The sequence below is a fragment of the Hymenobacter chitinivorans DSM 11115 genome (genome assembly GCF_002797555.1).
Lineage (GTDB): Bacteria > Bacteroidota > Bacteroidia > Cytophagales > Hymenobacteraceae > Hymenobacter > Hymenobacter chitinivorans.
Genome location: NZ_PGFA01000001.1, coordinates 606,671 through 620,257, shown reverse-complemented (window position 1 = coordinate 620,257; position 13,587 = coordinate 606,671). Strand labels below are relative to the sequence as shown.

The 13,587-nt window shown below is 63.3% G+C and carries 16 protein-coding genes; 12 read left to right on the top strand and 4 right to left on the bottom strand.

Features of this window, described 5'->3' with window-relative positions; translation table 11 throughout:
• The first annotated feature begins 54 nt into the window (after positions 1–54).
• The 8 genes from CLV45_RS02440 to CLV45_RS02405 all read left to right on the top strand — a co-directional run bounded on the left by CLV45_RS02440 (position 55) and on the right by CLV45_RS02405 (position 6,090).
• Complete coding sequence (locus CLV45_RS02440; RefSeq protein WP_100334807.1) at positions 55–1,299, top strand: M1 family aminopeptidase; 1,245 nt, start codon at positions 55–57, stop codon at positions 1,297–1,299.
• A 112-nt stretch (positions 1,300–1,411) separates the two neighbouring features.
• A complete protein-coding gene (locus CLV45_RS02435) occupies positions 1,412–2,479 on the top strand; it encodes an SDR family oxidoreductase (protein WP_100334806.1) in 1,068 nt (355 codons plus the stop codon).
• Between the two features lie 208 nt (positions 2,480–2,687).
• Positions 2,688–3,389, top strand: coding sequence for a hypothetical protein (locus CLV45_RS02430; RefSeq protein ID WP_100334805.1), 702 nt, complete (start codon positions 2,688–2,690; stop codon positions 3,387–3,389).
• 154 nt (positions 3,390–3,543) lie between these two features.
• A complete protein-coding gene (locus CLV45_RS02425) occupies positions 3,544–4,167 on the top strand; it encodes a DNA-3-methyladenine glycosylase I (RefSeq protein ID WP_100334804.1) in 624 nt (207 codons plus the stop codon).
• A gap of 36 nt (positions 4,168–4,203) precedes the next feature.
• A complete protein-coding gene (locus tag CLV45_RS02420) occupies positions 4,204–4,467 on the top strand; it encodes a barstar family protein (RefSeq protein WP_100334803.1) in 264 nt (87 codons plus the stop codon).
• A 116-nt stretch (positions 4,468–4,583) separates the two neighbouring features.
• A complete protein-coding gene (locus tag CLV45_RS02415) occupies positions 4,584–5,156 on the top strand; it encodes a hypothetical protein (protein WP_100334802.1) in 573 nt (190 codons plus the stop codon).
• Between the two features lie 64 nt (positions 5,157–5,220).
• Positions 5,221–5,592, top strand: coding sequence for a hypothetical protein (locus CLV45_RS02410; protein WP_100334801.1), 372 nt, complete (start codon positions 5,221–5,223; stop codon positions 5,590–5,592).
• A gap of 60 nt (positions 5,593–5,652) precedes the next feature.
• The gene (locus tag CLV45_RS02405; protein ID WP_100334800.1) at positions 5,653–6,090 is read left to right on the top strand and encodes an SRPBCC family protein; all 438 of its coding nucleotides are present in this window, start codon (positions 5,653–5,655) and stop codon (positions 6,088–6,090) included.
• 73 nt (positions 6,091–6,163) lie between these two features.
• On the opposite strand, the gene CLV45_RS02400 is transcribed toward CLV45_RS02405, so the two are convergent.
• Positions 6,164–6,583, bottom strand: a complete 420-nt coding sequence (locus tag CLV45_RS02400) for a DoxX family protein (RefSeq protein ID WP_100334799.1) — start codon at positions 6,581–6,583, stop codon at positions 6,164–6,166.
• Between the two features lie 177 nt (positions 6,584–6,760).
• Here CLV45_RS02400 and CLV45_RS02395 point away from each other — a divergent pair, with 177 nt between their 5' ends.
• Together CLV45_RS02395 and CLV45_RS02390 are read left to right on the top strand one after the other, a co-directional pair.
• The gene (locus CLV45_RS02395) at positions 6,761–7,375 is read left to right on the top strand and encodes a hypothetical protein (protein WP_100334798.1); all 615 of its coding nucleotides are present in this window, start codon (positions 6,761–6,763) and stop codon (positions 7,373–7,375) included.
• Between the two features lie 64 nt (positions 7,376–7,439).
• Positions 7,440–7,844, top strand: a complete 405-nt coding sequence (locus CLV45_RS02390) for an ACT domain-containing protein (protein ID WP_100334797.1) — start codon at positions 7,440–7,442, stop codon at positions 7,842–7,844.
• A gap of 23 nt (positions 7,845–7,867) precedes the next feature.
• Here CLV45_RS02390 and CLV45_RS02385 read toward each other — a convergent pair whose 3' ends face one another.
• Positions 7,868–8,281 carry a TerB family tellurite resistance protein gene (locus CLV45_RS02385; protein WP_100334796.1) on the bottom strand — a complete coding sequence of 138 codons (414 nt, stop codon included), beginning with the start codon at positions 8,279–8,281 and terminating at the stop codon, positions 7,868–7,870.
• Positions 8,282–8,357: 76 nt separating this feature from the next.
• A complete protein-coding gene (locus tag CLV45_RS02380) occupies positions 8,358–9,653 on the bottom strand; it encodes a cytochrome P450 (RefSeq protein WP_100336929.1) in 1,296 nt (431 codons plus the stop codon).
• A 242-nt stretch (positions 9,654–9,895) separates the two neighbouring features.
• Here CLV45_RS02380 and CLV45_RS02375 point away from each other — a divergent pair, with 242 nt between their 5' ends.
• Positions 9,896–10,684 (top strand): hypothetical protein, encoded by a 789-nt coding sequence (locus tag CLV45_RS02375; protein WP_157807241.1) that lies wholly within the window; start codon positions 9,896–9,898, stop codon positions 10,682–10,684.
• Between the two features lie 24 nt (positions 10,685–10,708).
• Positions 10,709–11,212, top strand: coding sequence for a hypothetical protein (locus CLV45_RS02370; protein ID WP_245882572.1), 504 nt, complete (start codon positions 10,709–10,711; stop codon positions 11,210–11,212).
• Between the two features lie 69 nt (positions 11,213–11,281).
• Here CLV45_RS02370 and CLV45_RS02365 read toward each other — a convergent pair whose 3' ends face one another.
• Positions 11,282–13,429 carry a carboxy terminal-processing peptidase gene (locus CLV45_RS02365; RefSeq protein WP_100334794.1) on the bottom strand — a complete coding sequence of 716 codons (2,148 nt, stop codon included), beginning with the start codon at positions 13,427–13,429 and terminating at the stop codon, positions 11,282–11,284.
• Between the last annotated feature and the right edge of the window lie 158 nt (positions 13,430–13,587).

Below are 13,587 nucleotides of genomic sequence, written 5' to 3'. Positions count from 1 at the left end.
AAAGCCCGCCCCAATTACTCTACCTTGGGGCGTTGGCTATAGCCTGAATCCCGGATGCGTCGTTTATATCTTCTCTGCCTTATCCTGCTCGGCCCGCTGCTTACCTGCCGGGCCCACAATACAGTTAGCGTTGACCTCACTATCCGGCCCGAGAACCAGACATTTGCCTGCCGCTACGAGCTGGGAGCCTCGTTTGGGCAGGCCCGGGGCAGCTGCACGTTTAACCTGAACCGGAAGTTTCGCCTGGCGCAGGCCAGCAGCCCCCACCTGCGCGACTACACCGCCACGCCCTTCTTCGACGCCTTCCAGCAGGATACCCTGCTGCGGATTACGCTGCGGTTTGAGAGTCCGGTGCGGCACGAAAAGATTACCCTGCGTTACGGGGGCGCCATTCCCGAGCGGTTCCGCACCGACAGTCTGGCCGAGTTTACGGCTAGTGCCAACTGGCTGCCCAACCTACCCGACCACGAATACGACCTGGTGCGCTACCAGCTCACGGTGCACACCCCGGCCGGCTACGAGGTCATCAGTACCAACGAGCCCCGGCGGGCCCGGGCGGGCACGTTCGTTTTCGCCGGACTGGCCCCCAACATCGAGCTGACGGCCGTGGCGGCCCGGCGCTTTACCAGGCTAAGGGCCCCGCAAGGCGTCGTGCGGGTGTACAAAGCCAACGGCGCCCCCCACCACCGCGACTCCCTGCTGCTGCGGGATGCCACGGCTATTGTGGCCTACCACAACCGGATTATCGGCCGCCAGGACCCCATCCGGCGCTTCCGCATTCTGCTGCCGGGCACCAACCGCAACGCCTTTGGCCTGCTCGACAACTGCGCCGTTATTACCTACTCCGATTTCGACACCCGCAAGCCCGCCGATCTGCTGATTCTGGCCCACGAAATCAGCCACAAGTGGTGGGGCTGGGGCCGCTGGAATACCCGGGAGAACTGGCTTAACGAAGGCTTTGCGGCCTACTCCGGCCTGCTCTACCTGCGCGCCGCCGGCGACACGGCCAGCTACCGGAAAGAGCTTGCCAAGTACCGGGCCTCCGCGGCCCAGGCCCCGGTTTCGCTTCTGCGCTTCGACGCGGGCAAGGACATGGGTTATTTCCGGCCCGTAATCTACCACAAGGGAGCCCTGGCCCTGGCCGACCTGCACGCCCGCCTCGGCGACGAAGCTTTCTTCCAGCTGCTCTCGGCCACGGCTGCCGCCCGGGTAGCTACCACCGAGGCGTTTTTGCGGCTGGTGGAGCGCCACACCGACCGCGCCACCCGCGACTGGCTAGTGGCGCGCCTAAGTAGCTGAGGGCCGCCGGATAAGCAGTTAGCTACAAACCTTTCTTCACTTGGGTGGTAGAACCTAGCTAGGCGCCGGGCCCAACAACCCGGTGCCCTGAACTCCCAAATCGAAGTAGACCATGCAGAATATAGCTTTAGTAGTCGGGGCCAGCGGCATCATCGGCAGCAACCTGGCCCAGGAGCTGCTCGCCCACGACTGGATTACCTACGGCTTGGCCCGCTCCCCCCGCCAAGACGTGCCCGGCCTGCGCCCCGTAGCCGCCGACCTGCTCGACCCCACCGGCCTGGCTGCCGCCCTCGACGGGCTGGCCCCCACTCACGTATTCATTACCAGCTGGCTGCGCCAGGATACCGAAGCCGAGAATATCCGCGTCAACGGCGGCATGGTGCGCAACCTGCTCGACGCCCTTTCGCCGAAGGGCAGCGTGCGGCACGTGGCCCTGGTAACGGGCCTGAAGCACTACCTCGGGCCCTTTGATGCCTACGCCAAAAGCGGCACCCTGCCCCTGACGCCCGTGCGCGAGGAGCACCCCCGCCTGCCCCTCGACAACTTTTACTACGTCCAGGAAGATGAGGTGTACGCCGCCGCGGCCCGCGACGGGTTTTCGTGGAGCATCCACCGGCCCCACACCATCATCGGCAAGGCCGTGGGCAATCAGATGAACATGGGCGTCACGCTGGCCGTGTACGCCACGATTTGTAAGGAAACGGGCCGCAGGTTCCAGTTTCCCGGCTCCGGGGCCCAGTGGCACGGCCTCTCCGACGTCACCGATGCCCGTATCATTGCCAAGCAGCTGCGCTGGGCCGCCACCACCGAGGCGGCCCGCAACGAGGCCTTCAACATCGTGAACGGAGACGTATTCCGCTGGAGCTGGCTCTGGGGCCGCCTGGCCGACTGGTTTGGGGTGGAAGCCGCCGGCTTCGACGGCACGATTCACCCCCTGGAAACTGAGCTGGCCCACGATGCCGACTTGTGGCGCACCATTGCTGAGCGCCACGGCCTGGCCGAGCCCGACCTGCACCGCCTGGCCTCCGCCTGGCACACCGACCTGGACCTGGGCCGCCCCCTCGAAGTCATGACCGACATGGGCAAGAGCCGCAAGCTGGGCTTTGGGGAGTACCAGTCGACCGAGGACTCCTTCCTGGACTTGTTCGGGCAGCTGCGCCAGGACCGCCTGATTCCGTAACCCCGCGCCCCTACTTGGCCGATAACGACGCCCGGTCCGGCCCTGCCGAACCGGGCGTTTTGGGGCGGAATAAGGCCGCCCGGGGCGGAGGCTTGCGGCTTTATTCCGGGTATTTCGTGGGTGTTTGGGCAGCTGGGCCGTAAGTGTAGGCAATGCGGCGCGGACTCCCCGCGCCCAGCGGCCTTGCGGCCGGTTGTAGCTACTCTTTATGAAAAATTTCACTGTTGAACGCCTTTCCTTCGAAACCCTCAGCGCCCTGCCCGGCTCCTGGACCAACCAGGATTACCGGGAACTGCTGGTGCTGCTGGACTTTGAAGAAGCGGGGGAGATAGAGCCCGCCGAGCTCAAGGCCATGTGCCTGATGGCCCTCACCGACCTGGAACCCGCCGAAGCGGCCCAGCTGGTGCTCAATTACCTCTTTGCCGACCAGCTCACCCCGGGGCAGGTCGAGAACCTGGCCCACCAGATGCTGACGGAGAAGCTTTGGGAAGAAAACCCGCAGCTGCACCAGCACGAAGGCTTTTTCAAGGCCACCCAGCTTCTGTACGAAGCCTACAACGGCAAATTTCCCCGGGCCGAAGCCGTGCGGTTTCAGGTGCAGCTCACCGCCGCCGAGGCCGACGACCTAACGCTGTTTGCCCACCAGCCCGAAGCCCCGCTGCTGCGCCTGCTGGCTCCGGGCATGCCCGACAACACCCTGCTCAAGCGCCTTTTCGGCGACCAGCTGGCCAGCACCAGCTTTCCCGAGGCGCCCTTTATTATCTGGCAGCTGCGCACCATCCGGCAAGAGGCTACTACCCTGGTGCTGGAAATAGTGGGCTCGGCCTACTGGCTGGACGATTTCAAGTACGCCGATACCTACGAAGCCCCTACCCAGGCCGACGTGGTTGCGGAAGCCGAAGCCAGCTAGGCTTTGGGCCGTCCGTAACGCGGCGGGCGTCATTCGGCACCGGCTGGATGACGCCCGCCGCGTTACGGGCTATTTTCGGGGCGAATTACGGGGCCAGCCGTATTAGGACCGGGCTTTAGAGAATGAATAGAATGATAGGACGACAGGACGAGCAATGACGAATTCAACGACTACCGGGGCTGAACCGCCAACTGGCCGCTGCCCCTGGGCTGAGCACAGTGAGCTGCTCGGCGCCTTTCACGACCATGAGTGGGGTGAGCCGATGGCCGAGGCCGGTATCCTGTTCGAGTACCTGGTGCTGCACACGTTTCAGCTGGGTTTCGACTTTCCGGTGGTGCTCAAGCGGCGGGAAGGGTTTCGGGAGCTGCTGGCCGGCTTCGACCCCGAGCGGATTGCCCGCTTCACCGAAGATGAGGTGGCCGAGCTGCTGCTGAATCCGCGCATTATCCGCAACCGCCGCAAGCTGGAAGGCACCGTGCAAAACGCCCGGGCCTGGCTGCGGCTGCGGGCGGACGTGGGCGGAGAAGCCGGGCTGCTGCCGTTTTTCTACCAGTACGTGGGCGGCCACCCCGTCGACAACCGGCGCGGCGCCACCAACCCCGTGCCCCTGACTACCCCGCCGAGCGAGGCCATGAGCCGGGACCTCAAGCGCCGCGGCTTCGTGATGACCGGCCCCATGACCTGCTACAACATTCTGCAAACCGCCGGTCTGGTCAACGACCACCTGCTCAGCTGCCCCCGGCACGCCGAGTGCGCGGCCCTGGCTGGCCAAGCCTGACTTTCGCGGCAGCATAGCCCTTTCACCCATCCCCCAATGACTCTGGACCTGACTGGTATTCGCACCAAGGCTGCTTTGCACGCGCTGTTCAAGCAGGCCCTGGGCTTCCCCGAGTGGTACGGCCCGAGCTGGGACGCCTTTTGGGACTCGGCCATTGCCATTGTGGAGATGCCCGCCGAGCTGCAACTCGTCAACTGGCAGGAATTTGCCCGGCACTGCCCCCGCGACATGGAAATCCTGCGCCGGGTAATGCAGGACTACGCCGCCGAAATGGCCCCCAAGCGGATTGTGCTGGCGTAGCTGGGGAATCGGCTCCGGCGGCGGTTTGCCTATAGATTGAGGGATATATACTAGTTTCGGCCGCTGATTGACCGGCGCGGCGCGGCTGCGCTATTGGCTTTTTATCCCGCTTTCCGATGAAAACTACCCTTGCCCTGTGCCTTGTCACGAGCCTGCTGACGACGGCCTGCCAAACCCAACCCACCGAGCAGCAGCCAGCTGCCGCCCCGGCCCAGCCAGCCGCGGCAGCTCCGCCAACAGCGGCCCCGGCAGCCCTGGATACGGCCCAGGTTCGGCAGTGGCTGGTGGCCAGCATCGACACCAACTTCAGCAACGAAGCCCAGGAGCGGCGCAACACCGACCCCCAGGACCCGACCAGCATCTACACGCCCCAGTACGTGGAGTATAAGCTCGATGCCATCCAATTGGAGTTTGCCGAGGAGGAAGATGCCGAGCAGAAATTTCAGCAGAAATGGTCCGGCCGCTACAACCCCCAACTCGTGGGCAATGGCACGTTCCTGTTCGTGCAGGGCCAGGATTACGGCAAAGTGCGCGTGACCGGGTGCAAATTCAAGGAGCGCACCAAAGACCAGGGCCTGCTCTTTACCGTGACGACCAAGGACGACACCTACCACACCCAGGAAACGGGCGACATCAAAGTAATCAGTACCCCGCAGGGCTACAAGATTGACGACGTGCGGGAATACTAGCCGCCCGGGCGGCAGTAACTGATTGTTGATTGTTGATTGTTGATTGTTGATTGTTGATTGCCCTATGGCTTTGCGAACCTACGGGCTGGAGCTGGCGCAGCGCGTGGCCGGGGCCCTGGCCGCCGGGCGGGTGCTGGCCGCCTACCACCGCGACTACTGCGGCCTGGGCCTGGCCTGCCAGCACGGGCGCTACCTCTACGCCGAGGTGTGGGACGGGCAACTGCAAGGCCTCAACACCCAGGACGACCGGCCACCCTTCGCCCTGATTTTTCCCACCCAGGCCGAATTCGTGCAGTGGCTGAGTGCTCAGTCGGATGCGACGCTGAGCCGCCGGGAGCTGGCTGATTCCTTTTATTGGCACAATCAGACCATTACCCGGCAGCGGCTGCAACAGTTTGTGGATAAGGCGGCGGCGCAGCCTTTAGCCGAGCAGTAGCGTATAGGATACGTAGCACCGCCCGGCTTCCCTCCCATCTGGTAAAAACTGCCCACTCCGATGAAAAAGGTCTGCTTCTCCACCATGATTAATGCGCCCAAAGAAAAGGTCTGGCACGTGCTCTGGGACGAGCAAACCTACCCCACCTGGGCCGGCGTGTTTAGTGCCGGCTCCCGGGCCGAGTCCGACTGGCAGGAAGGCAGCAAAGTGGTATTCAGCTCGGCAGGTGGTAGCGGCATGTACGGCCGAATTGCCAAAAGCACCCCGCATGAGTATATCTCCTTTCAGCATTTAGGCGAGGTGAAGGACGGGCAGGAGCTGGCTTTCGCGCAGCATCACCCCGACTGGGCGGGCGCCACCGAAAACTACACGCTGCGGCAAATCGGCAATACGACTGAGCTGACCGTGGAAATGGACGTCACCGAGGAGCACCAGACCTATTTTGCCCAGACCTTCCCCCTAGCCCTGGAAAAGGTGAAGGAGCTGGCTGAAGCCTGAACCTAAGCCGGAGCCGCTCTGCGCTCAGTCGCTAAGTACTTAGCTGCTTGCCGGCTCATATTTGCCGGGGACCCTACCCGGCTTTCGACCCAAAACCGGGGGCTGAAACTGGCTGACTCGCCGCCAGCACGAGCAGGCACACCAGCAGCAGGACGCTGTACTCCATGCCGCCGGTGCCATGCTCGCCCACAAACCAGCCATTCTCGGCGTGAATCAGCACGATGCCCGCGCTGATGAGCAGGAAGAACACCAGGGCCACCCAGCGGGTAAACACGCCCAGCAGCAGCAGCAGGCCCCCGAGCAGCTCCACGGCCGTAATCAGCCCGACCAGCACCGTGCCGTAGGGCAGCCCCTTGTGCTGCAAAAAGCCGGCAAACTGCTGTATACTGCCATTCAGGACGCGCACTGCGGCATGGGCCATCAGCAGCCCGGCCACGGTCATTCGGAGCAGCACCAGGGAGTGTGCCGGGCGCAGAAAGGGGAATACCAGCATAGCAGGACGGGATGAGCGGCCAAAATAAGCATTTCACGATATAAGCCGAAACCGGCCTTCGCCAGCCAGGACCGGCGGGTGGCCTTACCCGCGCTTTTCCCTATTTTGGCGGCTTTCCTGCCCCAGAGTCAGCTTTGCGCTGCTTCTGGCGGGTTTACTTGTCATGCTTAGCGTGGAATGCTGAAGAAATACAAGCTCGTTTTTCTGGGTTTGCTGGCTATGGGCTACGGCGTAGTGAAGATCTGGCTGCTCTCCTCCTACTCCGGCAAAGTACTGGACCCCATCCGGCAGCTGGAGCCCCAAACGGCCGCCCAGGTGCGGCAGCGGCCGGCCGGCACGCCGGTTTTGGTGGAAGGCCGCATCAGCAAGGTCACGCCCCAGCGCTACGGCACGCTGGTGGCCTACGTACGCAGCACCGCCGAGCGGTACTCCAAGGACCAGGAGCCCATCTGGCTGGAAGACGACTGGGTAGCCCCGGCCCTGCTGCTGGAAGTGGGCGCCGAAACCGTGCCCGTGGAACCCGGCTACGCCCTGCGCCATACCACCGTGCAAAAGCTGACTAAGCGCAACAACTACAGCGGCTTCGACCGGGGCAGTACGGTGTTTGTAGTGGGCACCGTCAGCCGGGCCGGGGCCATCAAGGCCGAAACCGTGTACGGCGGCAAGCGCGACGCCTACTTGTTCAGGCAAAGCGGCGAAAAGTGGGTGGGCTACGCCGTGGGGCTGTTTACCATCGTGCTGGGCCTGGGCTTGATTGGGGTGGAAGTAGTGCTGGGCCGCAACCGCCGCTAAGGCGTCAACACCGGCAGCCCCCAACGGCAACTAGTATTGGGGCTGAATATATTTATCCTGTTTCATGAGCGGCGAAACCAACCTGACCCAGCTGCTGCGCACAATGCAGCCCCAGCGCCAGCCCGGCACCTACGTCTTCTGCACCGTAGCGTCCCTGGCCGGCCTCGACCTGAGTGAGTGCATCGGGACGTTTCGGGAGGCCGAGGGCACCACGCTGATTTTACCCCGCGCCGCCGCCGACCAGCTGGGCCTGCCCTACTCCTATCTGGCCGCCTGGCTTACCCTGACGATGCACTCCTCGCTCGAAGCAGTGGGGCTCACGGCAGCTTTTGCCCAGGCCCTGGCCCGGCACCAGATCAGCTGCAACGTGGTGGCCGCCTTTTACCACGACCATATTTTCGTGGCCGACGCCGACGCCGACAAAGCCCTGACCGTGCTGCGGCAGCTGGCCGCCACCGGCGCCGCGTAGCCCTAAAGCTAGTCCAACAAAGCCTAAACCGTAGGCGGGTTGCGAGTACCCGTGGGGCTGCCGCCGGCCAGCTGGGTTACCATGTCATCCAGAATGTCCTTGCCGTAGCCGATGCGGTTGGCGTATTCCATGCACAGGCCGTACTCGCGCGGGTCAATCTGTCCGTCCTGCAGCATCATCTGCACCAGGGTTTGCAGCTCCAGGGTGCGCTGCAGCCCATCGGCCGGCACGATGAAGCTGAGCACGCCCAGGTTGTCGGCAATGGGTTGCACTTCTTCCGGCTTCAAACCCAGGCGGTTGCCAATCTGGAGCAGCAGCTGGCTTTCCTGCTGGTCGAGCTGCCCATCGGCGGCGGCCACCAGCACCAGGTTCTGGAAGAAGGCCAGTTTCTTTTGCGGAGTATTCAGGACCTCGTTCAGGTCGTGGGAAGTTTGCATAACGAAGGGGATTGGGGTGGGCAGACAAACCCAAACGGGCCATCTGATAAAGCAGGTTGAGGGTTAAGTTGCGGGCTTAGTGGTGAAACGGGCAGGCGGCAGTTTGTACGGCCGTGGGCGCGGGCTGGCCGGTAGGGCGCACCTGCCGCATCACGAAGCCGCTGGCCGGCAGCGTGGGCATGCGCGTCAGGTCGTAGCGCAAATCCTGGGCGGGCACCTCGTAGCGGATGCCGGTATTGAGAAAGGTCACGGCCTGCTTGAGGGTTTCGATGGTAATCCACTCCCCGGCGCAGCGGTGCCCGGTATCGTAGTAGCCGCCGCCCTGCGGGATGAAGTTGTAGGGACTGATGGCCTGGTGGCGGAACCGGTCGGGCCAGAATACGTTGGGCTCGGGCCATACCCGCGGGTCGTGGTTGAGACCGTACACGTCGAGCAGCACCAGCGTGCCTTTATCGAACCGGCAGCCCCGCCAGGTGAAATCCTGGCGCACCCGCGCGCCCAGAAACGGGGCGAAGGGAAAGTCGCGCCGCACTTCCTGCACAAAGTACTCGGTGTACTCCTCGTCGGCGCGTAGCAGCCCCTTATAGGCCGGATACTCGTGTAAGGCCACGGCGGCGAAGGTAATGTAGGTAGCAATGGCCACAATGGGCCGCACCACGTTGATGAGTTCAATGGCGGCCATGCGGGCCGACAGCAGCTCGCCGTCGGCGTCGCCCAGCCCGGCCATTACGTCGGCCGGGGAACCGGCCGCTACTTCCAGCCGGCCCTTGCGAATCTGCTTAATCAGGCCTTCCATCCAGTCTTCGGTGCGGGTGCGGGCCCGTTTGCCGCGCCAGTGCCGGGGCCCGGCCCCACCGAATGCGTCAACCATAAGGCCAAAGTCCCGGGCCCGGCGGCGGGCATCTTCGTCGGGCAGGGGCACGCCAGCCCAGGCGCAGGCGGCCCGGCACAGCACTTCCTGAGCTTCATCGAAGAGCACTATTTCCTCCTGCCCAGCCCAGTACTCGGCCGCAGCCTGCCACTCCCGGGCCAGGAGCCGCATCAGCCGCCCCCGGCTCTGGGGCGTCATCAACGCCATAAAGGCATCTTTGCGGCAGCGGTGCTCGGCTCCGTCGTGGGTCTGCACCGCATCCAGGCCCATCAGCGTGGTCTGGACGCGGCGCGGTACGGCTCCGGTGCGCACGAAATAGGCCGGGTCGTAGAACAGCTCAGCGGCCTCCGGCCCGTGCAGGCAAATGGCGCGCTGGCCCATCAGCCGGATCTGAAAAATGTCGGAGTGCAGGTTTCGCACGCGGTTCCAGATAAAGGGAAATCCTTCGCGCACCACATCCAGGGTGCTGTCCAGGCTGGGGTCCCGGGGAATGGTTTGCATAGCTTTTTTGGGGTAAGGCAGGAGCAGATAAAACACCGCTGGGAGGCTGGAGCTACTGTTAAGGTAAGCTCCGGACTTAGCGGCAAAACCCTTTTCCATACGCTGGCCCGGGTGCCCGGGATGCCTGACGAGCCGAACGGGAGGGGTAGCGTGAGCTTGCTTATTCCTCGCAACGGGCCCGAGTCAAGTAGTACTCGGGCCTCGCACGGCGGCAGTCAGCCTCTCAACCCACGCTTCAGCAGTTGCTGGGTCACAAGGAAAAACGGTTCGTCGTGCTGCTGGATTCTGGCCGGCATGGCCCGGCAAGAAAAGCGTACTTACCTTCCCAAAGTCCAGACTACTGCACCTGCCTTATTTCCGTGAAAGCCTATCAATTCCTGTGGATGCTGCCCTTGGCAAGCCTTTCGGCCTGCAACGAGCCTGATTTTCCTGCCGCTGCCGCCGATTTGCCCAATACCAGCCTGCGCACCGTTCGGCTGCGCAAAAATCTGGGCGTGGTCACGCTGCGGGTCCCCGTCAGCTACGACACGCTCTTCAGCTGGACGGATAAATCGGGGTGCACAACCTACGCCGACACGAAATACCGCTTCCAGCCCCGTCAGTTTCCCATTGCCCCCGAAACCGGTTACGTTTACCTTAATACTCCCGGTGACTCTGTGCAGCAACTCACTATCAGCCATAACCAGGATGTTACACCGAACTACAGAAAAGTCGACGTGCAGCGGGCCCGAACAATAACGGAGCAAACCCTGGCGGCGAAAGGTGTGCCGTGGTATGAAGTGACTGTTGAAACGATTCAGGGCCGGACCTTTCTCATGACGAAAGCCGATTACTCCTGCGCCTTCAACGGTATTTATAAAACGGCCGAAGCAAGCACGATTTTCCGGGGAGTTGGGGTAAGCTTGGCCTTCACGCTGCAAAGCCGCCAACCGCGCCCGGATTCTATCACGAACAACTTTTTCCGCGACAGTGAAAAGCTGCTGCGCACTATCCACCTGGCCGAAGTACCGAAAGCGGAAGCCGGTTTGTAATACCTTTATCCTTCTTTTTTGCCTGTGCTCAACCTCTCCGCCCCGCTGGCCGCCGCGTCGGCCGCCCAGATTGACCCGCTGCTGACCTTCGTGCGCGCCATTGGCCTGGAGGTGCGCGAAGCTTCGCTCGAAGGCCAGCAAACCTTTCTGCCCGGTCTGCTCATCGACCGGGGCACCTTGGTCGTGGACCGACAGCGGCTGCTCTTCCCCGGCGACATTCTGCACGAAGCCGGCCACATTGCCGTGACACCCGCCGCCGAGCGGCATTTGGTCACGGCCAACATCACCGAAAACAAACCCGAAAAGGAAGGCGACGAGCTGGCCGTGCTGATCTGGACCTACGCTGCGGCCCGGGCCCTGAACCTGCCGCCGGAAGTTGTGTTTCACCCCCACGGCTACAAAAGCCAGAGCGCCTGGCTGATTGAGCACTTCAGCACCGGCGGCACTATGGGCCTGCCCCTGCTGATCTGGATGGGGCTGACTACCGCTGCCACCTTTCCGGTCATGAGCCGCTGGCTGCGCGAATAACACTTGCCCAACCACGAAAAAGCCCGCTCCAACCTGGTTGAAGCGGGCTTTTTCAGCTTAGCGCAGCAACTACAGCTGATCCTGAATGACGGCTACGGCCTCGCGCAGGGTCAGATCTTTGCGCAGGGGCTTCACGAAGCGGGTGGCCCGGCTGTCGGCAGTGGTATCGGCGGGCGTGGTGGTAGCGGCGGCCAGCAGCGGGGCAACTTCCAGCGTGGGCGCAGCCTGCTGGGTTTGCTTGAACTTCTCGGCCGCGGCGTGGGCTTCCTGCTGCTCGGCGCGGTAGGCGGCCAGATTCAAGGACACCTGGGTTACTTTCTGGCGCTTCACCATGCCCTGCACGGCATCAGTGAGCAGGCGGAACGATGGGCTGCCGGCCACGCGCTGCCGGCTGGCGGCGGCCAGCTTCTCCACGTTGGGGGCCGCGGCCCAGGGCTTAAACTGGGCGGGCGTAATTTCGTCCCACTTCAGCGGGTAATCGGTGTCCTGCTCGCCGTCGGCCAGCGCGCTGTAGGCGTCGGGCACCGGAATGTCGGGCGTGACGCCCTTAAACTGCGTCGACGAGCCCGTTATGCGGTAGTACTTCTGCACCGTCATTTTCAGCGACCCAAACGGCTTGAGGTTGGCCAGGGCGGGGTTCATGATGTCGTCCAGCTCGAAAATGCGCTGTACCGTGCCCTTGCCGTAGGTCGTGTTGCCCACAATCACGCCGCGCTTGTAGTCCTGAATGGCGCCGGCCAGAATTTCGGAGGCCGAGGCGCTGTACTTGTTGACCAGCACGGCCAGGGGCCCGTCGTACTGCACCTTCGGGTCGGGGTCCGATACGAGGTCGGCCGCACCCTGCCGGCTTTTCACCTGCACCATGGGGCCGTTGGCCACGAAGAGGCCGGCCATTTCGGCCGCGTCCTGCAACGAGCCGCCGCCGTTGAAGCGCAGGTCGAGCACTACGCCCTGCACGTTTTCCTTCTTGAGCTTTTGCAGCTCGGCCTTCACGTCGTCGGCCGAGTTGCGGCCCCCGTTGTGGTTGAAGTCGGCGTAGAAGCTGGGCAGCAGGATGTAGCCGATTTTCTTGCCCCCGTCGTTGATAACGGCCGACTGGGCGTAGGTTTCCTCCAACACCACCACGTCGCGGATGATGGAAATAACCTTGGTGCTGGCGTCGGGCTTTTTCACCGTCAGGCGCACTTCCGTGCCCTTTTTGCCCCGAATCATCTGCACCACTTTATCCATCCGCAGGCCTTCCACGGCCACGGGCTCGGCTGCTCCCTGCCCCACGCGCAGAATTACGTCGCCGGCCTTGAGCTCCCCCTGCCGGTAGGAGGCCGAGCCGGGCACGAGGTAGGCCACCACAATCTGCCCGTCTTTCTCGCCGAGCTGGGCGCCGGTGCCTTCGAGGCGGCCGGTCAGGGCCAAGTCGAAATTGGTTTTATCCTTGGGCGCGAAATACTCCGAGTGCGGGTCGAAGGTATTGGCCACGGTGTTGGCAAACTCGGCCAGGCGGTCGGCCTCGTCGGTCTGCCGCAGGTCGCTAAAAAACTCGTCGTAGTACTTGAGCACCTGCTTGCGGGCATCGGCTTCGAGCTGGGCCGGGGTGCGCACCGGGGCCGACAGCGTCGCGTCGGAAGGCTTGGCCTTGGTGGCGGCCAGCGACTTGGTTTGCTGGCGGCTTTGCTCGTCCATCAGCTCCGATACGCGCTGCATGGTCTGGTACTTGAGCAGGCGGCGCCACCGGTCGCGGCGGGCGGCGGCATCGGCCGGGAAAGTCAGCTTGTCGGGGTCGGTTTCGAAGGTTTCATTGGCCGAAAACTCGAACGGCTGCTGGAGCAGCTCGCGGTAGAGCACCTGGGCTTCCTGCACGCGCTGGTCGATGAGCTTGGTGCTCAAATCCAGAAATTCGTGCTTGCCCTGCCGGATTTCGTCGTCGATACCGGTTTCGTAGCGCTGCAACTGCTTCACGTCGGGCTGGAGCAAAAACCGCTTGCTGCCGTCCAGATGCTTGAGGTAGAGGGCGTAGACGCGGCGCGAAAACTCGTTGTCAATCTGCTCGGGCTGCACGTGGCCCACGCCCAGGCCCTGGGCAATGGTGCCCAGCAGCACCTCTTTTTTCTGGGGCGGCACGCCGTCGGCCGGGCGCTGGGTGAAGCCGCCGGTGGGAAACAGCAGCAAAAAGCCCGGCAGCAGCGCCGAGAAGCCGAGAGAGGAGCGAAATGAAGCCATATGACGACAAACTAAAGAAGATAGAACAACGGACATGCGGCCCGCGCAAACCTACCCAGTCATACCGCGCGGGCGGCAGCTGTGCCACACGGACCGGGCTGATGGGGCTGGTAGTAAGACGCTGATTTGCTGGCCTGGTTGCATAACCCAGCACTGCC